The sequence below is a fragment of the Pseudomonas vranovensis genome, from assembly GCF_040438935.1.
In the GTDB taxonomy this organism is placed as follows: Bacteria; Pseudomonadota; Gammaproteobacteria; order Pseudomonadales; family Pseudomonadaceae; genus Aquipseudomonas; species Aquipseudomonas vranovensis.
In genome coordinates, this window is record NZ_CP159259.1 from 4,009,814 (window position 1) to 4,030,133 (window position 20,320).

At 62.0% G+C, this 20,320-nt stretch carries 22 protein-coding genes and 1 riboswitch; of the genes, 9 read left to right on the forward strand and 13 right to left on the reverse strand.

Going from position 1 to position 20,320, the window contains the following annotated elements:
* Window positions 1–14: 14 nt before the first annotated feature.
* From ABVN19_RS18720 to ABVN19_RS18730, 3 genes are all read right to left on the reverse strand, one after another.
* Window positions 15–1,901, reverse strand: a complete 1,887-nt coding sequence (locus tag ABVN19_RS18720; protein WP_028944129.1) for a DUF1302 domain-containing protein — start codon at window positions 1,899–1,901, stop codon at window positions 15–17.
* Between the two features lie 334 nt (window positions 1,902–2,235).
* The gene (locus ABVN19_RS18725) at window positions 2,236–3,918 is read right to left on the reverse strand and encodes a fatty acid--CoA ligase (protein ID WP_105641636.1); all 1,683 of its coding nucleotides are present in this window, start codon (window positions 3,916–3,918) and stop codon (window positions 2,236–2,238) included.
* A gap of 122 nt (window positions 3,919–4,040) precedes the next feature.
* Window positions 4,041–4,670 carry a LysE family transporter gene (locus tag ABVN19_RS18730; protein ID WP_105641637.1) on the reverse strand — a complete coding sequence of 210 codons (630 nt, stop codon included), beginning with the start codon at window positions 4,668–4,670 and terminating at the stop codon, window positions 4,041–4,043.
* A 531-nt stretch (window positions 4,671–5,201) separates the two neighbouring features.
* On the opposite strand from ABVN19_RS18730, the gene ABVN19_RS18735 reads away from it, so the two are divergent.
* The 3 genes from ABVN19_RS18735 to ABVN19_RS18745 all read left to right on the forward strand — a co-directional run bounded on the left by ABVN19_RS18735 (window position 5,202) and on the right by ABVN19_RS18745 (window position 8,051).
* Window positions 5,202–6,167: a 2-hydroxyacid dehydrogenase gene (locus ABVN19_RS18735; RefSeq protein WP_028944126.1), complete on the forward strand. Its 966-nt coding sequence runs from the start codon at window positions 5,202–5,204 to the stop codon at window positions 6,165–6,167.
* A gap of 50 nt (window positions 6,168–6,217) precedes the next feature.
* Window positions 6,218–7,216 (forward strand): class I SAM-dependent methyltransferase, encoded by a 999-nt coding sequence (locus ABVN19_RS18740; RefSeq protein ID WP_028944125.1) that lies wholly within the window; start codon window positions 6,218–6,220, stop codon window positions 7,214–7,216.
* A 39-nt stretch (window positions 7,217–7,255) separates the two neighbouring features.
* Window positions 7,256–7,375: riboswitch (yybP-ykoY riboswitch) on the forward strand.
* Between the two features lie 88 nt (window positions 7,376–7,463).
* Window positions 7,464–8,051: a TMEM165/GDT1 family protein gene (locus ABVN19_RS18745; RefSeq protein ID WP_028944124.1), complete on the forward strand. Its 588-nt coding sequence runs from the start codon at window positions 7,464–7,466 to the stop codon at window positions 8,049–8,051.
* Between the two features lie 65 nt (window positions 8,052–8,116).
* Here ABVN19_RS18745 and ABVN19_RS18750 read toward each other — a convergent pair whose 3' ends face one another.
* On the reverse strand, window positions 8,117–8,932 hold the full coding sequence (locus ABVN19_RS18750) for a M48 family metallopeptidase (protein WP_105641638.1): 816 nt from the start codon (window positions 8,930–8,932) through the stop codon (window positions 8,117–8,119).
* 154 nt (window positions 8,933–9,086) lie between these two features.
* On the opposite strand from ABVN19_RS18750, the gene ABVN19_RS18755 reads away from it, so the two are divergent.
* Window positions 9,087–11,228: a methyl-accepting chemotaxis protein gene (locus ABVN19_RS18755; RefSeq protein ID WP_105641639.1), complete on the forward strand. Its 2,142-nt coding sequence runs from the start codon at window positions 9,087–9,089 to the stop codon at window positions 11,226–11,228.
* 44 nt (window positions 11,229–11,272) lie between these two features.
* Here ABVN19_RS18755 and ABVN19_RS18760 read toward each other — a convergent pair whose 3' ends face one another.
* The 3 genes from ABVN19_RS18760 to ABVN19_RS18770 are packed head-to-tail and all read right to left on the reverse strand — an operon-like array spanning window position 11,273 to window position 12,349.
* Complete coding sequence (locus tag ABVN19_RS18760; RefSeq protein ID WP_028944121.1) at window positions 11,273–11,893, reverse strand: SOS response-associated peptidase; 621 nt, start codon at window positions 11,891–11,893, stop codon at window positions 11,273–11,275.
* Between the two features lie 13 nt (window positions 11,894–11,906).
* Complete coding sequence (locus ABVN19_RS18765) at window positions 11,907–12,167, reverse strand: DUF2007 domain-containing protein (protein WP_028944120.1); 261 nt, start codon at window positions 12,165–12,167, stop codon at window positions 11,907–11,909.
* Entirely contained in the window at window positions 12,167–12,349 is a 183-nt protein-coding gene (locus tag ABVN19_RS18770) for a CPXCG motif-containing cysteine-rich protein (RefSeq protein WP_028944119.1), read from the reverse strand. The genes ABVN19_RS18765 and ABVN19_RS18770 overlap by 1 nt, the downstream gene beginning before the upstream one ends.
* A 121-nt stretch (window positions 12,350–12,470) precedes the next feature.
* Here ABVN19_RS18770 and ABVN19_RS18775 point away from each other — a divergent pair, with 121 nt between their 5' ends.
* Window positions 12,471–13,637, forward strand: coding sequence for a 1-acyl-sn-glycerol-3-phosphate acyltransferase (locus ABVN19_RS18775; protein WP_167332118.1), 1,167 nt, complete (start codon window positions 12,471–12,473; stop codon window positions 13,635–13,637).
* 40 nt (window positions 13,638–13,677) lie between these two features.
* Here the strand turns inward: ABVN19_RS18775 and ABVN19_RS18780 are convergent, their stop codons facing one another.
* Window positions 13,678–13,938 carry a hypothetical protein gene (locus ABVN19_RS18780; RefSeq protein WP_028944117.1) on the reverse strand — a complete coding sequence of 87 codons (261 nt, stop codon included), beginning with the start codon at window positions 13,936–13,938 and terminating at the stop codon, window positions 13,678–13,680.
* Between the two features lie 147 nt (window positions 13,939–14,085).
* Between ABVN19_RS18780 and ABVN19_RS18785 the strand changes: the two genes are divergently transcribed.
* Window positions 14,086–14,292 carry a hypothetical protein gene (locus ABVN19_RS18785; RefSeq protein WP_028944116.1) on the forward strand — a complete coding sequence of 69 codons (207 nt, stop codon included), beginning with the start codon at window positions 14,086–14,088 and terminating at the stop codon, window positions 14,290–14,292.
* A gap of 65 nt (window positions 14,293–14,357) precedes the next feature.
* Here ABVN19_RS18785 and ABVN19_RS18790 read toward each other — a convergent pair whose 3' ends face one another.
* Complete coding sequence (locus ABVN19_RS18790) at window positions 14,358–14,942, reverse strand: YajG family lipoprotein (RefSeq protein WP_028944115.1); 585 nt, start codon at window positions 14,940–14,942, stop codon at window positions 14,358–14,360.
* Between the two features lie 177 nt (window positions 14,943–15,119).
* On the opposite strand from ABVN19_RS18790, the gene ABVN19_RS18795 reads away from it, so the two are divergent.
* Together ABVN19_RS18795 and mqo are read left to right on the forward strand one after the other, a co-directional pair.
* Window positions 15,120–15,353: a hypothetical protein gene (locus tag ABVN19_RS18795; protein WP_028944114.1), complete on the forward strand. Its 234-nt coding sequence runs from the start codon at window positions 15,120–15,122 to the stop codon at window positions 15,351–15,353.
* Window positions 15,354–15,959: 606 nt separating this feature from the next.
* Complete coding sequence (gene mqo / locus ABVN19_RS18800) at window positions 15,960–17,465, forward strand: malate dehydrogenase (quinone) (RefSeq protein WP_028944113.1); 1,506 nt, start codon at window positions 15,960–15,962, stop codon at window positions 17,463–17,465.
* Window positions 17,466–17,519: 54 nt separating this feature from the next.
* Here mqo and ABVN19_RS18805 read toward each other — a convergent pair whose 3' ends face one another.
* The 4 genes from ABVN19_RS18805 to ABVN19_RS18820 form a co-directional block, all read right to left on the reverse strand.
* Entirely contained in the window at window positions 17,520–17,813 is a 294-nt protein-coding gene (locus ABVN19_RS18805; protein ID WP_105641640.1) for a PA4642 family protein, read from the reverse strand.
* A 70-nt stretch (window positions 17,814–17,883) separates the two neighbouring features.
* A complete protein-coding gene (locus ABVN19_RS18810) occupies window positions 17,884–18,351 on the reverse strand; it encodes a hypothetical protein (protein ID WP_028944111.1) in 468 nt (155 codons plus the stop codon).
* Between the two features lie 129 nt (window positions 18,352–18,480).
* Complete coding sequence (locus ABVN19_RS18815) at window positions 18,481–18,954, reverse strand: WbuC family cupin fold metalloprotein (RefSeq protein WP_028944110.1); 474 nt, start codon at window positions 18,952–18,954, stop codon at window positions 18,481–18,483.
* Window positions 18,955–18,957: 3 nt separating this feature from the next.
* Entirely contained in the window at window positions 18,958–19,515 is a 558-nt protein-coding gene (locus tag ABVN19_RS18820; protein ID WP_028944109.1) for a hypoxanthine-guanine phosphoribosyltransferase, read from the reverse strand.
* 165 nt (window positions 19,516–19,680) lie between these two features.
* Between ABVN19_RS18820 and upp the strand changes: the two genes are divergently transcribed.
* A complete protein-coding gene (gene upp, locus ABVN19_RS18825; RefSeq protein WP_028944108.1) occupies window positions 19,681–20,319 on the forward strand; it encodes a uracil phosphoribosyltransferase in 639 nt (212 codons plus the stop codon).
* The last annotated feature ends 1 nt before the right edge of the window (window position 20,320 follow it).

Genomic DNA, 20,320 nt, shown 5'->3' on the forward strand with positions numbered 1-20,320 from the left:
CTGAATCCGTGTTCTTAGAAGTTCACGCCGAAGCTGAGGGCGATGAAATCGCGATCATCCACAGTGGTGTACTTACCGTCGAAGAAGTTGGTGTACGACAGGCTGGTGGTGTAGGTGTTCTGGTACTCGGCGTCCAGGCCCAGGCTGATTGCCTTGCGCCCTTCCTCGAAGTTGCCGCCAGGGCCCGGGGAGTAGCCGGAAACGTCGTGGGACCAGGCCACGTTGGGCTTGAGGTTGACCCCGGCGAAGACGTCCGGGTAGTCCCAGATCGCCCGGGCACGGTAGCCCCAGGAAGTGCTGGTGGTGTAGCCGTCGTTCTCGCACTTGCGGCTGAGGTTGGCGGTCGAGGCGCCTGGGCCGGCACCGGCGATGGTGCTGGTGTTGAGCGCAACGCAGGTGTCCTGGCCTCCAGTGGCCGGCAACGGACCTGGACCGTAGACCGGGTCACGGCCATAACGGACTTCATGGGCGTTCTCCAGGCCGCCGACATGGGTCACGCCCACTTCACCTACCAGGGTCAGACGGCTGGCGCCCATGACCTGGTCGAAGAAGTGCGTCAGGGTGGTCTGGAACTGGGTCACTTCCTTGCGGCGGTAGCCGTTCAGGTCCTGGCCCGGTACACCGTTGAGCAGGGAGGCGTTGGCCACCGCACCGCCAATCGGACGCACACCGGCGAACAGGATGTCGGTGGTGTTGAGCTGTACCGGCGCGTTCGGACGATAGCTGATTTCACCGCTCCACGCCGTGCCGGTAGGTAAGGTGGTGGAGAAACTCAGGCCGTACAGGCGAATGTCTTCAGGGTATTCGACGAAGTACTCGGAGTTGCCTGCCACGATCAACGGAGCCAGTGGGCGCAACTGCGCAGGCAGGCTGGCGAGGCTTGCGTACACCGACGGGTCGGCGCCGTGGGCACTGAAGATCGGCGCGCGGCTGTGATAGTTCATGAAGTAGGCGCCGAACTCGGTATCCAGCGGTTCGAACATATAGCGCAGGGCCACGCCGAACTGGCCGCTGTCACGGGCATCACGGTCAGCGCCGCGGCGCACCATCACGCCTTCTTCGTTGATGTTCACGCCACGGCTGGCGAGGAACTGCTGGGCCGCTGCCGGCACGGTGCGGCTGCTGTTGAGCACGCGCAGGTTGTCGGTACAGCCGTCGGCGATGATGTCCGGCTGGGAGAAGAAGGTGCCGCAGTTGTCGACGACCGTCTGGTCCCATTCGATCTGGTAGAAGGCTTCGGCCGAGAGCGTGTCGGTCAGGCTCTGGGAAACATAGAACATGTTGACCGGGATCAGGCCTTCCTTGACCTCGGCGCCGGGACGTCGAAAGGCGGCCACGTCGACCGGGTTGATCGAGTTGATACCGTTCTGGATAAAGGTACTTTCACCCCAGCTGACCACCTGCTTGCCCAGGCGCACCGAGCCTGGCTGATCGGCGATCGAGTAGTTGTGGTAGACGAAGGCGTCGAGGATCTGGCCGCCGGAGGACTGGGCGCCCTCTTTGCGGTTGTCGTCGCTGATGTCCTTGAACTCGCGGTGTTCATCCTTGAGCTCGAAGTCGTACCAGTACTTGCCCCGGACAAACACACCGGTATCACCGTACTTGAGCTCCAGGTCGTGGATGCCCTTGAAGATCTTCGAGAAGGTTTCACCGCGCTTGAAGTTCAGGTGGCCATCGTCGGAGGTCTGGGACAGGCCCTTGCCGCCGTTGTTGACGCCGATCAGGTTCTCGTTCGGCTTGGCGGTCGACCAGCTGGCGCCCACGGATAGCGACGAGTCGAATTGACCTTCGATTTCACCGATGTTGAAGCTGACGCCGAATGCAGGACCGGCGAGCGTAGAAGCGAGGCTGACGGCCAGTGGCAGTTTTGCCCGGCGCCAGAACAGATTTACTGATGTCATCGACGCTACTCCATGTACTTTTATTTTTATGGCAGTGAGTCCTTTGCAGAAACGACCCGTTCGACCTGGTGTGAGCTCACCGAATGGCCGCGCGAGTGGCTTTGGCACATGCATGTGCACCCCCCGTTCCTGAAAATCCCCTGACCCGACTATAGCCAGCAGGTACTGGCGCTTGATCCCTCTAAAGTGTGATTTGCATGCTTGCCCCTTCGATGCGGTCGCTATGCCCCACCGCGGCACAACCTCGGGAAGGATGGCTGAAAAATCTCGTTTGACAAGGCCGTCATGTGTCTAGCCTGCGGGTCACGCCCTATCGGGCGTGACCCGCTTGCATTCAGAGGGTGGACAGAAATGTACTGTTACTTGCCTGCCACTGGGTGATGTCCAGGCGGATACGCTTCTTGTCGAGCTTGCCGACACTGGTCTTGGGAATTTCGGTAACAAGGGCAATCTGGCTGGGAATCGCCCACTTGTTGATATGTCCCAGCTCCACGAACGGCTTGAGGTGTTCCTTGAGCAGCTTGGCGTCGACGCTCTGGCCTTCGTGTACCACCAACAGGGCAAACGGGCGTTCGCCCCACTGCGGATCGGCCACGCCGACCACGGCCACTTCGCGAATGGCGGGGTGTCGGCTGATCAGGTCTTCAAGCTCAAGGGACGAGATCCACTCGCCACCGGTCTTGATCACATCCTTGATGCGGTCGCGGATATCGATCACACCCATGCTGTCGAGGGTGGCCACATCGCCTGTGTGCAACCAGCCGCCTTCCCACAGTTCGCGACCTTTTTCCGCTTCGCGGAAGTAGCCCATGGTCAGCCAGGGCGCACGCAACACCAGCTCGCCCTGGGTTTCACCATCGGCCGGGAGGAAGTTGCCTTCGCCATCGACAATCGCCGCCTCCACCATCGGTACCGGTACCCCGGCCTTGATCCGGTAGGTAATGCATTCGTCTTCGCTGCCCGCCAACAGTTCGTCGTTGAGGTGGGCGGCAGACACCAAGGGGCACGTCTCCGACATGCCGTAGGCCGCGGTCAGCTGGATGCCTCGGGCCTTGGCGGCCTCATACAGGGCGCGGTTGAGCGAACTGCCGCCAATGATGATCTTCCAGCCGCCGAAATCCTGGCCCTGCGCACCCTTGGCATTGAGCAGCATCTGCAGGATGGTCGGCACGCAGTGGGAAAAGGTGACCTTCTCGTTGCGCCACAGCTCGCACATCATTTCCGGCTCGTAGCGCCCCGGATACACCTGCTTGATCCCGAGCATGGTCGCCACATAGGGAATGCCCCAGGCGTGAACATGGAACATCGGGGTGATGGGCATGTACACATCATCGCTGCCCAGCAGGCGCACGCTGTCGATACTGCCGGTGACAGCGGCGGCGGCCAGGGTGTGCAGCACCAGTTGGCGGTGAGTGAAGTACACCCCCTTGGGGTTACCGGTGGTGCCGGTGGTGTAGAAGGTGGTGGCCACCGAGTTCTCGTCGAAATCCGGGAAGTCGTAGACCGGGCTAGCCGCTGCCAGCAACTGCTCGTACTCCCCCACCAGGTTCGGCAGGTCGGCAGTCTTGGCATCGCCATCGGTCAGCAGAAGGGTTTTCTCCACCGTGGTCAGCTGCCCGGCAATCGCCTGGTAGAGGCCGACGAAGTCGCTGTTGACCAGCACGAAGCGGTCGTCGGCGTGATTCATGGTGTAGAGGATCTGCTCGGGTGACAGGCGCACGTTGATGGTGTGAACCACCGCGCCAATCATCGGGATGGCAAACATGCACTCCAGGTAACGATGGCTGTCCCAGTCCATCACCGCCACGGTGTCACCGGCCTTGACCCCGGCCTCGGTGAGTACGTTGGCCAGACGGGCGATGCGCTCGTTGAGGGTCAGGTAGTTGTAGCGCAACCGGTCGCGGTAGACGATTTCGCGGGTTTTCTCGTAGCGGCTGCCGGACAGCAACAAACGCTTGATCAGCAGCGGATACTGATAGGCGCCCTCGGCGGGAGGAATGACACGAGTCTGCAACATAAGAGTCCCTTTTCTAGAGTGCACAAGCGGGGCAAGACATAACCCACTCTAGAACGCCGCAACGCCGGCCAAATCAGCCAAAGGTATGATTTGACCGGCAAAGGGTTAGCGGCAAATCGCCATCAGTGCATCTCGGTCAAGGCGATTTTCACACCCAGGGCAATCAGCACCGCGCCCATGGTGCGGTCGAACCAGTGCCCCATGCGGGCAAAGCTGGCACGCACGCGCTGCTGGCTGAACAGCATGGCCACCAGGCAGAACCACAGGCCGGTGGCTGCAGCCAGGTACACGCCGTAACCGGCCTGAATGGCCAGCGGGGTGTGCGGATTGATCACCACGGTGAACAGCGACAGGAAGAACAGCGTGGCCTTGGGGTTCAGGCCGTTGGTCATGAAGCCGGCGACAAAGGCGGCGCGCGGTGTGCGTTCGACGGTCGAGGCCTGGATCGCCTCGCTGCCCGGTGCGGCTGAGCCCGCACGCAGCGCCTTGAAGCCGATGTACAGCAGGTAGGCGGCAGCCAGCCACTTGAGTGCGTTGAACAGCACGATCGACTGCGACACGATCAGGCCGATACCCAGCAGCGAGTAACCCACATGCAGGAAAATCGCCATGCCCACGCCAAAGGCCGTCCAGGTGCCGGCGCGACGGCCGTGGGTCACGCTCTCGCGTACCACCACGGCAAAATCGGGACCGGGGCTGGCCACGGCCAGCAGGTGAATCAAGGCAACAGTGAGAAATTCAGCCCAATACATGGGGGCTCCTTGCGCTGAGGGATGAAAAAGAAAAGTACATTACGCCTTGGACACACAAAGTAACAACCTTTGCAGGAGCAACGGTCTTGAACCACGACCGCTACGCGGTCGATCGAAGGCTGTCGCCAGCGGCTACCCCGGTTTGCCTTGCCACCTGTAGCCGCTGCCGAGGAACGAGGCTGCGATCGACGGCGCAGCGCTCGCCACTCAGGTCGCTTGACTCTCCCCTCGGGGGCAACCCCTGGCCTCATCGCTTTTCAGGATGCTCCCACCTTCGATGAGCAAACGTGTACGGGTCATTCTCGGCCATCCTTCACGCCAAAGCTTTTGCGCCGCCTTGAGCACTGCCTATGCCACCAATGCCCGCACCGGATGCCGGGGCTGCAACAAATGCGCCGTACCGCCCTGGGCTTCTGTGGAATCAGGCCGCAAAAGACGTTAACGTTCGGCCCGATCATCCGCCTCGAACAGACCCGCTACGACTGCATCACCTATCCCACCTGAGCCCCTCGTCAATCATTGGAGCCGCCCATGTCCGCCCCTCGCCGCGCCGTATTCCTCGACCACCTTTCCCTGGACCTTGGCGACCTGAGCCTGGCGCGCCTACGCAGTTGCTTCGACGAGCTGCAGCTGTTCCCGGCCACCCCGCCCGATCACGTTGCCGAGCGCTTGCAAGGTGCAACCGTGGCCATCAGCAACAAGGTGATGATCAATGCCGCCACCCTGGCCGCCTGCCCTGATCTCAAGCTGATTCTGGTAGCCGCCACCGGTACCAACAATGTCGACCTGCAGGCCGCCCGCGCCCAGGGCGTCATGGTCAGCAATTGTCAGGGCTATGGCACCCCGTCGGTCGCCCAGCACACCCTGGCCCTGCTGCTGGCCCTGGCCACGCGCCTGCCGGACTATCAAAAAGCCGTGGCGGCAGGTCAATGGGGCCAGGCCAAGCAGTTCTGCCTGCTGGACTTCCCTATCGTCGAACTGGAAGGCAAGACCCTCGGCCTGCTCGGTCATGGCGAACTGGGTGGCGCAGTAGCGCGCCTGGCCGAGGCCTTCGGCATGCGTGTGCTGCTCGGCCAACTGCCAGGGCGCCCGCCACGGGAAGACCGCCTGGCGCTGGATGAGCTGCTGCCACAAATCGATGCCCTGACCCTGCACTGCCCTCTCAATGAACACACCCGCAACCTCATCGGCGCCCGCGAACTGGCGTTGCTCAAGCCGGGCGCCTTTGTCATCAACACGGCGCGCGGCGGCCTGATCGACGAACAGGCACTGGCCGACACGTTGCGCGCCGGGCACCTCGGCGGCGCGGCCACCGATGTGCTGACGGTCGAGCCACCGGTCGATGGCAACCCGCTGTTAGCGCATGACATCCCCCGCCTGATCGTCACGCCGCACAGCGCCTGGGGCGCGGTGGAGTCGCGCCAGCGCATCGTCGAGCAACTGAGCGAGAACGCCGAGGCCTTTTTTGCCGGCAACCCGCGCCGACAGGTCGGCTAAGCCAGCGCCAGCTCTGGTAAACTGCGCCACTTTTTCAGGAGCCGCCGTCCATGGACCCGCGCAGTGAAGTGTTGCTTCGTCAGGCCGAACTTTTCCAGGGCTCGCTGCTGCTGGCTGGCCTGCCCGCCGACGATCTGCTCGGCAAGCTGCCGGCCGCCGGTGGCTGGTGCTGGCATGCCGGGGATCAGGCTGCGCTCGATGCCCGCTTCGGCGGTCGTAGCCACTTTGGCGTAGAAGCACCGGCCCATGGCTTCGACGCCGCCGTGCTGTTTCTGCCCAAGTCCCGCGACCTGGCCAACTACCTGCTCAATGCCCTCGCCTCGCGCCTGGCCGGGCGCGAACTGTACCTGGTCGGCGAAAAACGCGGGGGGATCGAAGGCGCAGCCAAGCAACTGCACGCCTTCGGCAAGCCGCGCAAGCTCGACAGCGCCCGTCATTGCCAACTGTGGCAGGTCACGGTCGAACACGCCCCTGAGGCCAGGCCACTGGAAAGCCTGGCTGAGTACTTCCAGTTGCCGCTGGTCGATGGTGCATTGCAGATCGTCACCCTGCCGGGTGTGTTCAGCCACGGCCGCCTGGACCGGGGCACCGCGCTGCTGCTGGAGCACCTGGACCACCTGCCGGTCGGCAAGGTGCTCGATTTCGGCTGTGGCGCAGGTGTGCTCGGCGCTACCCTCAAGCGCCGCTACCCGCAAAGCCAGGTGACGATGCTGGATGTCGACGCCTTTGCCGTGGCCAGCAGTCGCCTGACCCTGGCGGCCAATGGCCTGGACGCCGAGGTGATCTGCGGTGATGGCATCGACGCCGCCCCCCGTGGCCTGGATGTGATCCTGAGCAATCCACCGTTCCATACCGGTGTTCATACCAATTACCAGGCATCGGAAACCCTGCTGAAAAAATCAGCCGATCATCTGCAAAAAGGTGGCGAACTTCGCCTTGTTGCCAATAGCTTCCTGCGCTACCAGCCGCTGATCGAAGGCGCGCTTGGCAACTGCCAGGTACGTGCCGAAGGGCAAGGCTTCAAGATCTACCAGGCAACACGGGGATAAAAACAGCGCTTGCCGAAACGGATTTGCCTAGGCAGAATCCGCTCCGTCCTAGGGGAGTAGTCTCCCGCGAGCGCCCTGCTCGCCCGGTACGCGTCAACATACTTGGTCCACAGACCATGGCGCGTACGACCCACGGTCCGCACAGACGGACCCAGGGTTTGACAAGACCTATGACACGCACACCTTACCCGGGGCGGGAAGGCTGTACGTGTCATAGCCGTGTCGACCCGCCCCCGTAGGAATCCTGATGCTGGAATCATTGCTCGTACCGACCGCGATCGTGGCCCTCGCCGAAATTGGCGACAAGACCCAACTGCTCGCGCTCATCCTCGCCGCCCGCTTTCGCAAGCCCTGGCCGATCATCGCCGGTATCATCGCCGCCACCCTGGCCAACCATGCCGCAGCGGGTGCCGTTGGCGCCTGGGTCAGCACCTTCTTCTCCGCCGCCACCCTGCACTGGATCCTTGCTGCCAGCTTTGCTGCCACTGCGCTGTGGACATTGATTCCCGACAAAATGGACGATGACGAAGCCAGCACGGCCCGTCGCTTCGGTCCGTTCCTGACAACCCTGATTGCGTTCTTCATCGCTGAAATCGGTGACAAGACCCAGGTAGCCACGGTCATGCTGGCAGCCCAGTATCCGCACCTGATCATGGTCATTATCGGAACCACCCTGGGCATGCTGATTGCCAACGTACCGGTGGTATTGGCGGGCAACTTCGCCGCCGAGAAACTGCCGCTGACCCTGATCCGTCGCCTGGCGTCGGCCGCCTTCTTCGTACTGGCGGGCGTGGCGGTGTATTCGGCGATGCAGGTCAGTGGCTGGTTTGGGTAATTGATCGCGGGACAACCCCGCTCCCACTGTTTTTTGGGAGCGGGGTTGCCCCGCCATGCTTTCAGTTACTTCTTTGCCTGCTCATACAACGGCATCACTTTAGGAATCGCCGCCCGCAGCGAAGTCTGGCGGCTGTCAGAGGCCGGGTGAGTGCTCATGAACTCAGGCTGCGAGCCACCGGAAGCGGCGGCCATCTTGTCCCACAGGGTGATGGCAGCATTCGGGTTGTAGCCAGCACGGGCCGCCAGTTCCAGGCCGATCAGGTCGGCTTCGTTCTCGTTGGCGCGACTGTTGGGCAGGGTCATGCTGTACTGCACCACGGTGTCGGCAAGCGCCAGGCTGTCCTGGCCCAGGCCCAGCAAGGCCCCGGCGCCGGAGCGCGCCATCTGGATGCCGTAGGCCTTGGACATGGCTTCACGGCCATGTTCACGCAAGGCGTGGGCGATTTCATGGCCCATGACCGCGGCGATCTCGTCATCGGTCAGCTTGAGCTTGTCGATCAGGCCGGTGTAGAAAAAGATCTTGCCGCCCGGCCCGCAGTTGGCGTTGAGCTCGTCGCTCTTGATCAGATTGACCTCCCAGCTCCATTGCGCCGCATCCGGGCGGAACTTGGGCGCCTGGGCAATCAGGCGGTCGGCGATCACCTGCACACGCTTGGCCGTGGCGCTGGTCTTGTCGACGGCGCCCTGGTTGGAGGCCTCGCTCAAGGTCTGCTGGTAAGACTGTGCATACATCTGATTGACCTCGTCGGTCGACAGCATGCTGAACATGTATTGCTTACGCTCGACACCCACGGCGCCGCCGCTGGTGGTGTTCACTGCCTGGCATCCAGCAAGCAGTACGCTGGCACTCAGGGCGCCAATGACAAAAGACTTACGCATGAAAACACTCCATTCGAACATGCCGCGTATCCTAGGCCGACTCGATTGAGCCCGCTACACCCCCGACGAAGAATTCTCCAGACGGCACTCATGCTTTGACCTGCACGGGCCGATAACGCAAGGCAGACGAATTTTCTTGCGCGTGGAGCCTTTCATGAAGTTCAGGTCGATCCAGTTTTCCGTCGCCGCCCTCGCCGGTGCCATTGTCTTGAGCATTGTCGCCGCCCTGGTGCTCTACGCCGTGTATTCCGGCCAGCGTACCCAAGAGCTGGTGCAAACCCGCACCCAGCAGCAGTTCGAGGCGGTGATCGAGCAGCGCCTGACCGCCCTGGCCCGCACCCAGGTGAGTGAAATCCAGCGCGGCCTGGAAGCGCCCCTGCTGATCGCTCGCGGCCTGGCCACCACTAACGCCATGCTGGGCATGAAGGATGCCAGCGGCAATCCCCAACTGGTCATCGAACGCCCGCAACTGATCGCGCTGCTCAAGCAGACCGCCGTGACCAATCCGCTGATCCTGGGCACCTATCTTGGCTGGGAAGCCGGCGCCCTGGACAACGACGACAACCGTTTCGTCGGCACCTCCATCACCGGCATCGACAGCGTCACCGGCCGCTTCCTGCCCTGGTGGTTCCGCAATGATGACGGCAGCCTGGGCCTGGACAAGCTGGCCGACGTCAACGACCAGACCATCCTGGCCACGGGTGTGCGCGCCAGTGAGTACTACCTGTGCCCGCGGGAGTCGAAGAAGGCCTGCGTGATCGACCCGGCGCCTTACGAGGTCGGCAACAAGGTGGTGATGCTCGCGTCATTCGTCGAGCCCATCATGATCGATGGCAAGTTCCAGGGCATCGCCGGTGCCGACCTGTCGGTGAACTTCATCCAGGAACTGCTCAATACGGCGGATCAGCAACTGTATGACGGTGCCGGCGAGCTGGCACTGGTGTCTGGCAACGGCCGCCTGGTGGCGTTCACCAAAGACCCGGGCAAGTTCGGTGCAAAAGCCAGCGAGGCCCTCGACGCGGGCGCCGCTGCCACACTGAGCCAGCTCAGCGGTGAAACCCTGCGCTACCAGGTCAATCAGGGCGCCAATCGCATCGAGCTGTACCTGCCCTTCAAGATCGGCAACACCGACGCTCGCTGGACTCTGCTGCTGGAGTTGCCGCTGAGTGCGGTAATGGCCGACATCAATAAACTGCAGGATGAACTCAGCGCCCAACGCCGCACCGACCTCACCGGCATGACCGTGGTGGGCCTGGGTATTGCGGCCCTGGGCCTGCTGGTGATCTGGCTGCTGGCCCACGGCATCGCCCGCCCACTGCGCCAGATGGTCGCCATGCTCGATGACATCGCCCAGGGCGAAGGCGACCTGACCCGGCGCCTGAGCAGCGACCGCGCCGATGAACTGGGCTCGATCGCCAAAGGTTTCAATACCTTCCTGAGCAAGCTGCAGGCGATGATCAGCCAGGTGGTGGCCTCGGTGCAGAAGGTCAGCGACTCCTCGGAGCACACCGCCGACATCGCCATCCGCACCAACCAGGGCGTACACAAGCAAATGGCCGAGATCGACCTGGTGGCCACCGCCGTACACGAAATGACCGCCACCGCCCAGGATGTGGCACGTAACGCCACTCATGCCGCCCAGGCCGCCAGCAACGCCGACCAGGCCGCCCACCAGGGCCTGCAGATTGTGCGTGATACCTCCCACTCGATCAGCGCCCTGGCCGACGAGATTGGCCGGGCGGTAAGCGTGGTGCAGACCCTGGCCCGCGACAGCGAGAACATCAACGCCATCCTCACCGCCATCCGCGCCATTGCCGAGCAGACCAACCTGCTGGCCCTGAACGCGGCCATCGAGGCAGCGCGTGCCGGTGAACAAGGCCGTGGCTTTGCGGTGGTGGCCGACGAGGTGCGCAACCTGGCGCAGAAAACCCAGCAGGCCACCGAAGAAATCCAGCAGATGATCCAGCAACTGCAGCAAGGCACTCGCGATGTGGTACGGGTGATGGAAGACAGCCAGGGCAAGACCGACGACAGCGTGCAACAGGCCGCACGCGCTGCCCAGGCGCTGGAAAGCATCACCCAGGCGGTGTCGGTGATCAACGACATGAACACCCAGATCGCCAGTGCGGCAGAAGAGCAGAGCGCGGTGGCCGAGGACATCAACCGCAATGTGATCAATATCGGACAGGTGGCCAATGAAGTGGCCGGTGGCGCGGATGAGTCGAGTACCGCCAGTGCCGAATTGACCAAGCTGGCCGAGCAACAGCGACGCTTGATCAATCAGTTCAGGGTTTGAATTCATCGCCGCCGCGGGAGCGGGCTTGCCCCGCGAAAGCGCCGTCAAGCCGGAGTCAAACACTCCGGCCCATTGAGCTTCGGATCATTCACAAAATTGGCCAGCACCCGCTCACGCAAGGGTGCCTGGGTGCTGGCCAGCAATTCAAACAGCCGCGCCGAGGGTGTCTCGGGATCCAGCCACATCGCTTGCCCTGCAGCATCGAGGATCAGCGGGCGACGCTGATTCACTGCAGCCTGGGTCACCACCGCCGTGCTCAACCAGACCTGGTCCTGCACCGGGTACGCCTCCCAGATCGCCGCAAAGAACAGCGAAGAGCCCTCTCCCGGTGTCAACCAGTACGGTCGCTTGCGCTGGGTACCGCGCCACTCGTAGAAACCATTGGCCGGCATCAGGCAACGGCGCACCCGAAAAGCCTCGCGAAACATCGGCTGCTCGGCCAGGGTCTCGGCCCGGGCATGGGCGGGCGTGCGCGAAAGGTCAGTGAGCCAGGCCGGGGTCAATCCCCAGCGCGCTCGTGCAAGCGCCGGCTGGCCGTCGAGCTGGCGCTGGATCAGTACCGAGTTACCCGGGGAAATGTTCCATTGCGCCTGCTGGTCGGTCGGGAACCCCGGCAATGCAGCAAAGGCAGGAGACCAGCGAAACAGCGCATAACGTCCACACATGAGGGATAGAGACCTAGCAAATCAGGGTTCCGGGAACACTCTCCGGCTCGTCGCCAACCAGTGGCTGGGCAGCATTGTACGCGGCGATCAACTGGCGTGCGTAATCGGCCTGGTCATCCGCCACTGCCAGCCCCAACAACCCCTGCATCGGCAGGTCCCCCATGGCGCCGATCAGGTCGCGCCCCACCAGGTGAACCGTGACCCCCTCACTGTCTAGCATCCCCATCAGCATTTGCGCTTCCAGCAGGCTTTCCGGCTCATAGATTCGTTGCATCAGTCATTCTCACCGTAGACATCAAGCATCCATTCGTCACCATGCACTTGTAATACAAAGCGGATGGGCTTGCAGCACACCTGGCAGTCCTCGATGTACTCCTGGTCACCACCGGACAGGTCCACTGTCGTCTCGACTTCTTCACCGCAATAAGGACAATCGTAGAACGCAGCTTCGAGCATCGCGGCCTCCACAGTGACTTGTGCGTATAATTGCCGGTCTATTTACAGGACCTGCGCGTGCTCGAACCGTTTTTCGAGCCCCGGCCCTACCTATTACCCTAGCCGTTTCCAACAAGAGAGCATGATGGGCGAATTCGATGCCATCCGACCGTACGACGACGCTGAGGTCCCTGCCGTTCTGGCACGCCTGCTCAGCGACCCGGCATTTCTCGATATCCTCACCCACTTCCGCTTCCCGCGCATGGCCGGTGCCTTCGGTTGGCTGCTCAAGCCGCTGATCGCCCGGCGCCTGCGCAAAGAGTTCGCCGGGGTCAGCTGCGTCTCGACCCTGCAGGACAAGGTTGAGTACTACGTCGACCACACCATTGAGCGCGCCACCGACGGGGTGACCTACACCGGCGTCGAACTGCTCAAGTCCGGCACCGCTTACCTGTTCCTGGCCAACCATCGCGACATCGTCATGGACCCGGCGTTCGTCAACTATGCGGTATATCACGCCGGCCTGCCCACGCCACGGATCGCCATCGGCGACAACCTGCTGCAGAAGCCGTTCGTCAGCGACATGATGCGTCTGAACAAGAGCTTTATCGTTCACCGCTCCATTACCGGCCGCCGGGAAAAGCTCGCTGCCTACCAGCTGTTGTCGGCGTATATCAATCATTCGATCCGCAACGACGGCCAATCGATCTGGATCGCCCAGGCTGAAGGGCGGGCCAAGGACGGCGACGATCGCACTGATTCGGCGATCCTCAAAATGTTCCACATGAGCCGCAAGGACGAGCCGTTCGGCACAGTGATCCAGTCACTGAACCTGAGCCCGGTGTCGATCAGCTACGAATACGACCCGTGTGACCAGGCCAAGGCCCGGGAGCTGTTCATTCGCGCCACCACCGGCACCTACAGCAAGGCACCGGGTGAGGATGACCTGAGCATTGCCCAGGGCATTACCGGCTACAAAGGCCGGGTACACATCAACTTCGCCCCGCCAGTGACCGCGTTCTTCGAGGACACCAAGCAATTGGCGGTAGAGATCGATCGGCAGATCCTGGGTGGCTACCGGCTGTTCCCGGTGCACTACCTGGCGTATGCACAGTGGGCCGATGCCGATCCGGCACTGGAGGTGCCCAAGGCCGACAAGCTGTTCCCGGCCGATGAACTGGCCCGTGCCCAGGCCGAATGGCAGCGCCGCCTGGACGCCTGCCCGGCCGAGCACCGGCCGTACCTGGTGTTGCAGTATGCGATGCCGGTGCGCAATCAGTATCGGGTCAAGGCGGGCTTGGGGCTGTAGCGCGATCGCGGGGCGAGGTCTCGACTTGCCCCGCGAAGTTTCATACCCAGGTACTGAACCAGGACAGCAGCAGGGCCAGCGCCAGGAAGGCAAAGCCCAGAATGTAGTAGAAGCGGTTGATACGCAGGGTCATGCCATCGACCACCGCCTCATCGCTCACAGCGCCCGCAAGGGCCTGGGCCTCGCGACGCCGGGCACTGTGCAGCAGCAGGCCGCCAGGGCAGGTAATCAGCAGCGCCAGCACGTTGATCAGCTTGGCCGGATGGGCGGCAATCAGCGCCCAGAGCATTTGCAACGACATTACACAACCTCGAAGTCATACGTCGGCGGGCATTCTAACCAAGCCTGCGTACAAGTCCTGTGCTTTTCGACCAACGACAAGCTGCGTCATACGATCGTCATCCACACGCGCGAACATACCGACCCTCGTGACCAAATGGAGCTTGTGATGTTGCACGCCGAAAACCAGGACCGCCTCTACCTGATCGCCCCAAGTGAAGAACAGCAAGCGTTGATCGACGGTTTGGCCTTCAACGTCCAGGACCGCCAATGGTTGGTGTATTGCGCCTTGGGTGGCCACGCCCACGACGACCTGCCCGAGGTCGACGGCCAGACTGGCATCAGTGTGCTGGACTTCTACGTCGAGGCGGCCTGAACCTGCGCGCACAAAAAAAGCCCGATGCCTGCGGTGCAGCCATCGGGCTTTTTTATGCGTCGGGTTTACTCGCCCAGGATCTGGCCGATGGCCTGGTCCTTGAACAGGCGAGTCAGGGCGTCGCTGAGTACGTCGCTGACCAGCTTGGTATTGGTTTCCTGGTTCGGCGCCATGCCGAAGCGCTGGTCCAGGGAGGCGCCGTAGCGGCCGCTGTAGCGACGGTTGGCATTGGAGACGTCAGCCTTGAAAGTGGCGCCAATGGTGGCTTCGGTCACGTACATGCCCTCCTTGGGCGACTGGTACTTGAGCTCGGCCAGGGTCACGGTCAACTGCGGTGCGTTGTAGGCATTGGGCGTCGGGGTGAAGCCGAGCAGGCGTACAGCGGCTTCGGCCTGGGCCTGCAGCTTGGGCAGGATGTCATTGCCGGTCACGGTGATGGCGCTGGTTTCAGGGTACAGGCCACCGCGGGTGCCCAGGGTTTGGGTACCACGGCCATCAACAACCTTGACCACTACCGGCTGGCCGTGGCCGACCGGGGCGAGCTGGGCGGTCAGCTTAGGTTGCGGACTGAGCTGTTGCGGGCTGTGGGCACAACCGACCAGGGTCAGACTGGTCACCGCGATCAAACCGAACAACAAACGTTGCAACATGCTCATTTCTCCAGGATAGGCAGCAAAGGCCGCCAGTATAACCAGCACGGCGCAGCCCAGCTATCAGCGTGCCACTGGCGATTAGGACCGCCATTCAAGCCAGCGGTTCGCTGTCACAATCGCTTCATCACCCCGCGGCTATGCTGGCGCCCAGAACACTCAACGAGGAATTACGCCATGTCCCGGTTCTGGACTTCCCTGTTTGGCCGCCCACATATGCGCAGCTTCGCCCGTCTCGATAATCAGGGCCGTTGCCTGGCGTTCAAGCAGTGCGCGGTGCCACCTGGTGGCGCCGAATGGGTGGAAATCGACGAAATTCGCCTGGCCTGGCTCAACCGCCCCCTGCCCGCCAGCGCACGGGTTTGCACGCCTGCGCGCGGCAACTGGGTGCAACGCAGCCTGGCCGCCTGACGGTTGCTTCAATAAAAGTCGCTAATAAAGATCATTTCTGCCCGCGACATCGTTATAATCTCCCCCCGATTATAAGGACGTCTCCTGATCGGGCCTCGCAGCACCGCCAATGTTCATCATTGCGCATCCTCCGCACCGCCCACAGAGAGCCTTCCACACAGGTCTTGCACCAGCCAGTGTGCCTGCGTCATTTGGCCCTCTGCTCTGCCTGAACCTGCCGGGCCTGCCATCGCGCAGTCCCTTTTGAGGTTCACGACTCCAAAAGAGCGTGAAAAAACGGGTTTTCACAACTTCACGAGAGTGTGGCGAGCAATGAACAGTCTGGCATGTGCAAAAGCACCTAAAGTGTCCCGAACAGCCCTGAACAGCTGGCAAACGTGCTCATCCAGGATGAGTGCCTGAGGCCGGTCCATAACGCACGACGGACACCTTGACCATAAGTCGAATTGCCGCACCGGCCTTAAAATGCGTTCATAGGCAACGCAAAGCCCGGTTGGCGGTGTCCGCTGAAGTTGCAAAAACTGCGAAGAATCGGACATGGCGATCCTGGCAAAGCCAAGGATCCTATGCTGTCAATTTGGTGCTGTAGATTTTGGAGACGCGTTAATGGCGCAGAACGAAGCAGTCGATGTAGTACTGGTAGGGGCAGGCATCATGAGTGCCACCCTGGCCGTACTGCTCAAGGAACTCGACCCGGCAATCAAGCTGGAAGTCGTCGAGTTGATGGATTCGGGTGCCGCGGAAAGTTCCAACCCGTGGAACAACGCCGGGACCGGCCATGCCGGGCTGTGTGAACTGAACTACACGCCGCAGGCCGCCGACGGCAGCATCGACATCAAGAAAGCGGTGCACATCAACACCCAGTTCGAGGTTTCCCGGCAGTTCTGGGCCTACCTGAGCAAGAAAGGCGCATTCAGCTCGCCACGGGCGTTCATCAACCCTGTGCCGCACCTGAGCTACGTCGAAGGTGACAAAGGCGTGAGCTTCCTGAAGAAGCGCTTCGAGCTGCTCAAACAGCACCATGCCTTCTCCGAGATGGAGTACACCGAAGACAAAGCGCTGATGAGCGAGTGGATGCCGCTGATGATGCCGGGTCGCCCTGCCGACCAGAAAATCGCCGCCACCCGCGTCATGAAAGGCACCGACGTCAACTTCGGCGCCTTGACCAACAAGCTGCTCAAGCACCTGGCCAACGCGCCGGATGCCCAGGTCAAGTACTGCAAGCGTGTTACCGGCCTGCGCCGAAACGGCAGCGGCTGGACTGTCAGCATCAAGGACGTCAACAGCGGCAGCAGCCGTGAAGTCGACGCCCGCTTCGTGTTCCTCGGCGCCGGTGGCGCGGCACTGCCGCTGCTGCAAGCCTCGGGTATCGAAGAAAGCAAAGGCTTCGGCGGCTTCCCGGTCAGCGGCCAGTGGCTGCGTTGCGACAACCCGGAAGTGGTCAAGAAGCACCAGGCCAAGGTCTACAGTCAGGCAGCCGTCGGCTCGCCGCCGATGTCGGTGCCACACCTGGACACCCGCGTCGTCGACGGCAAGACCTCCCTGCTGTTCGGTCCTTACGCAGGCTTCACCACCAAGTTCCTCAAGCACGGCTCGTTCCTCGACCTGCCGCTGTCGGTACGCATGGGCAACATCGGCCCGATGCTGGCTGTGGCCCGCGACAACATGGACCTGACCAAATACCTGGTGAGCGAAGTGATGCAGTCGATGGAACAGCGTCTTGATTCGCTGCGTCGCTTCTACCCCGAGGCCAAAGCCGAGGACTGGCGCCTGGAAGTGGCCGGTCAGCGTGTGCAGATCATCAAGAAAGACCCGAAGAAAGGTGGCATCCTGCAGTTCGGTACCGAACTGGTGGCCGCCAAGGACGGTACCCTCGCCGCCCTGCTCGGTGCCTCCCCGGGCGCCTCGGTAACGGTGTCGATCATGCTGGACCTGATCGAGCGCTGCTTCCCTGAGCAAACCAAGGGTGCCTGGGCTGCCAAGCTCAAGGAAATTTTCCCGGCCCGGGAAAAGGTCCTGGCCGCCGATGCTGCGCTGTACCACAAGATCAGCGCGCACAACGACGAGGTCCTGGGCCTGGTCGAAAACAGCCCTGCGCAAAACTACGCGTAACGCACCGGCATAAAAAAACGCCCTTCGGGGCGTTTTTTTATGGGCGCGGTTCAATCAACCACGGGCTTTGCCGATGATCTCGATGTACTCGGCGCCATTGCGCTGGTCGCGGATCTGATCGACGAAGGTCTGGCCGTGCTCGTCCTTGCCGTCCAGGTCCAGGTCCAGCCCGGCCTCGACGAAGAAGCCGACAAAGCGCTCGAAGTCATCGATGCGCAGACCACGATAGGCCTTGACCAGCTTGTGCAGCGAAGGCGAAGTCGCATCAGCCGGCTCGTACTGCAGGAAGGATTTGACGTACTCGTCGCTGATCTCATCCCCAATCACTTGCTTTTTGTCTTTACGCATTACCGACTCCAACTGAACCATCACGGACATTTTCACGGGCCGGCAGTTTACCCCTGCCTAGCCCCGGCGCTCAACGCGCACGTACGGCCCCGGTGTGCAGATCGGCCCAGACATGGCCATTGGAATAGCTGAGGAACTGTACATAGACGGTGTCGTTGCGCAGCAAGTCGAGGATCACCTGGTACTGGCTGAGTGGGTAGTTCAGGTTCAGGACTTTGCTCTTTTCGTCGAACACCGGCTTTTTCAGGCTTTTGCTTTCGCCGTCGAAGCTGATCAACACCTGGCTCAGGGTGGCCCCCTTGCTCAACGGCTTGCCCTTGAGGCGCAGCGTCAACGGCGCTGTCACCGGAATGGGTTGCTGGTTGGACTGGCGCTGGTTGCCGACCACTACCGAGTAACTGGTGACTTGCAGCAGTTGCTGGGTCTCGGCGGCTTCCTGGCGCAGGGACAAGTCATCCGGCGGCAGGAACTGATTGTGCAGGGGGGCAGCAGCCAGAGGCATGCTCAACAGCAGAAGAAGAGGGGCAATCGCACGCATGGCAGGCTCCTTGGGGCGGCCTGGCACTTTAGCAGATTGTGGGAGCGGGCTTGCCCCGCGATGCGATGTGGCTGATAGACCACAGTCGCGAGCATGTCGAGCCGTCGCACCGCCGCTCCTGCAGTGATCTCAGGCGAACTGCGCGCGCATCCAGGCCTGGTACTCGGCCACGCCCGGTTCACCTTCACGAGGCGCCCAACCGGCCAGTTCACCGTCGCCGACGGGGCGATAAGGGCCGGACTTGCACTCGAACATCACGCTGTCCGCTTCCAGCACCACCAGGCCATGAAAGGTACCCGGCGCCAAGTCGACACCCAGGCAATCGCCACCGGCCTCGAGCACCCGCTTGTCGAGCACCGCACCCTGCTCATCGAAGATCAACAGGCCCAGCTTGCCGCGCAGCACGATCAGGCACTCGGCCTTGTCGGCCGACAGGTGCCGATGCGGCGGGATGTAGGTGGAAGGCTGCAGCCCCACCGCCATGCGGTGGCAAGGCTCTTCCATCTCGTGGAAGTTGTGATGCTGGCGACCACGGGGGTTGGCCGCCGAATCGGCTGCCAGCTCGGAAAACAACGATTGATCGAGAAAACCGGGCTGGCGCATGAGTCAGAGTCCTTTTACGGCAAAGATACCGTTGGCGTTGCGCCAGTAACCCTTGTAGTCCATGCCATAGCCGAACACATAGCGGTCGACGCAGCTCAGGCCGCAGAAGTCGGCCTTGAGTTGGGCGCTGGCCTTGCGGTCGTGGTCCTTGTCGATCAGTACGGCGGTATGCACGGCGCGGGCACCAGCATGCTTGCAGAAGTCGATAATGGCACTGAGGGTATGACCCTCGTCAAGAATGTCATCGATGATCAGTACGTCGCGGTCGATGAACGAAACTTCCGGCTTGGCTTTCCAGAACAGATCACCACCGCTGGTCTGATTGCGGTAGCGGGTGGCGTGCAGGTAGGAGGACTCGAGCGGGAACTGCAAATGAGTGAGCAGTTTGCCGGCGAAGATCAGGCCACCGTTCATCACACAGAACACCACCGGGTTGCGCTCGGCGAGCACGTCGCTGATCTGCGCGCCAACGCGGGCAATGGCGGCCTCGACTTCGGCTTCGGTGTAAAGGCAGTCAGCCTCTCGCATGACTTGACGGATATGCTCGAGATCAGCGGACATGGCGCTCTCCAAGGGGCAGCAATTGAGAAAAGCGGGCAAAGGTACGCATCCAGGGGCGTCAGATCAAGCATTTATGGACTAACGTCCAGAATGCCTATAGGACACAGGTGGCTGAATAGATTAATCTACCGCCGTTTTTTTGCCCGCCCCCCGGAGCCTTTCCCTATGCCTACCCGTGAGATCCGCCACCCGCTGATCCGTCACAAGCTCGGCCTGATGCGCCGTGCCGATATCAGCACCAAGAACTTTCGCGAACTCGCCCAGGAAGTCGGCACGCTCCTGACCTACGAAGCGACCAAAGACCTGCCACTGGAAACCTACGAAATCGACGGTTGGTGCGGCAAGGTCCAGGTCGAGAAAATCGCCGGCAAGAAGATTACTGTAGTACCGATCCTGCGTGCCGGCATCGGCATGCTCGACGGCGTGCTCAGCCTGATCCCGGGTGCCAAGGTCAGCGCCGTGGGCGTTGCCCGCAACGAGGAAACCCTGGAAGCACACACCTACCTGGAAAAGCTCGCCCCGGAAATCGACGAGCGCCTGGCCCTGATCATCGACCCGATGCTGGCCACCGGCGCCTCGATGGTTGCCACCATCGACCTGCTGAAGAAAGCCGGCTGCAAGGACATCCGCGCGATGGTGCTGGTTGCCGCCCCCGAAGGCATTGCCGTGGTCGAGAACGCCCACCCGGACGTGCAGATCTACACCGCCTCGATCGACGAGTGCCTGAATGAACACGGCTACATCATCCCGGGCCTGGGCGATGCCGGTGACAAGATCTTCGGCACTAAGCAGAAGGACGCCTGAA

Bases quoted from the DNA above. Each gene is read 5' to 3' on its own strand.
- ABVN19_RS18720 (WP_028944129.1), bottom strand. From the start codon at position 1,901: ATGACATCAGTAAATCTGTTCTGGCGCCGGGCAAAACTGCCACTGGCC.
- ABVN19_RS18725 (WP_105641636.1), bottom strand. From the start codon at position 3,918: ATGTTGCAGACTCGTGTCATTCCTCCCGCCGAGGGCGCCTATCAGTAT.
- ABVN19_RS18730 (WP_105641637.1), bottom strand. From the start codon at position 4,670: ATGTATTGGGCTGAATTTCTCACTGTTGCCTTGATTCACCTGCTGGCC.
- ABVN19_RS18735 (WP_028944126.1), top strand. From the start codon at position 5,202: ATGTCCGCCCCTCGCCGCGCCGTATTCCTCGACCACCTTTCCCTGGAC.
- ABVN19_RS18740 (WP_028944125.1), top strand. From the start codon at position 6,218: ATGGACCCGCGCAGTGAAGTGTTGCTTCGTCAGGCCGAACTTTTCCAG.
- ABVN19_RS18745 (WP_028944124.1), top strand. From the start codon at position 7,464: ATGCTGGAATCATTGCTCGTACCGACCGCGATCGTGGCCCTCGCCGAA.
- ABVN19_RS18750 (WP_105641638.1), bottom strand. From the start codon at position 8,932: ATGCGTAAGTCTTTTGTCATTGGCGCCCTGAGTGCCAGCGTACTGCTT.
- ABVN19_RS18755 (WP_105641639.1), top strand. From the start codon at position 9,087: ATGAAGTTCAGGTCGATCCAGTTTTCCGTCGCCGCCCTCGCCGGTGCC.
- ABVN19_RS18760 (WP_028944121.1), bottom strand. From the start codon at position 11,893: ATGTGTGGACGTTATGCGCTGTTTCGCTGGTCTCCTGCCTTTGCTGCA.
- ABVN19_RS18765 (WP_028944120.1), bottom strand. From the start codon at position 12,167: ATGCAACGAATCTATGAGCCGGAAAGCCTGCTGGAAGCGCAAATGCTG.
- ABVN19_RS18770 (WP_028944119.1), bottom strand. From the start codon at position 12,349: ATGCTCGAAGCTGCGTTCTACGATTGTCCTTATTGCGGTGAAGAAGTC.
- ABVN19_RS18775 (WP_167332118.1), top strand. From the start codon at position 12,471: ATGATGGGCGAATTCGATGCCATCCGACCGTACGACGACGCTGAGGTC.
- ABVN19_RS18780 (WP_028944117.1), bottom strand. From the start codon at position 13,938: ATGTCGTTGCAAATGCTCTGGGCGCTGATTGCCGCCCATCCGGCCAAG.
- ABVN19_RS18785 (WP_028944116.1), top strand. From the start codon at position 14,086: ATGTTGCACGCCGAAAACCAGGACCGCCTCTACCTGATCGCCCCAAGT.
- ABVN19_RS18790 (WP_028944115.1), bottom strand. From the start codon at position 14,942: ATGTTGCAACGTTTGTTGTTCGGTTTGATCGCGGTGACCAGTCTGACC.
- ABVN19_RS18795 (WP_028944114.1), top strand. From the start codon at position 15,120: ATGTCCCGGTTCTGGACTTCCCTGTTTGGCCGCCCACATATGCGCAGC.
- mqo (WP_028944113.1), top strand. From the start codon at position 15,960: ATGGCGCAGAACGAAGCAGTCGATGTAGTACTGGTAGGGGCAGGCATC.
- ABVN19_RS18805 (WP_105641640.1), bottom strand. From the start codon at position 17,813: ATGCGTAAAGACAAAAAGCAAGTGATTGGGGATGAGATCAGCGACGAG.
- ABVN19_RS18810 (WP_028944111.1), bottom strand. From the start codon at position 18,351: ATGCGTGCGATTGCCCCTCTTCTTCTGCTGTTGAGCATGCCTCTGGCT.
- ABVN19_RS18815 (WP_028944110.1), bottom strand. From the start codon at position 18,954: ATGCGCCAGCCCGGTTTTCTCGATCAATCGTTGTTTTCCGAGCTGGCA.
- ABVN19_RS18820 (WP_028944109.1), bottom strand. From the start codon at position 19,515: ATGTCCGCTGATCTCGAGCATATCCGTCAAGTCATGCGAGAGGCTGAC.
- upp (WP_028944108.1), top strand. From the start codon at position 19,681: ATGCCTACCCGTGAGATCCGCCACCCGCTGATCCGTCACAAGCTCGGC.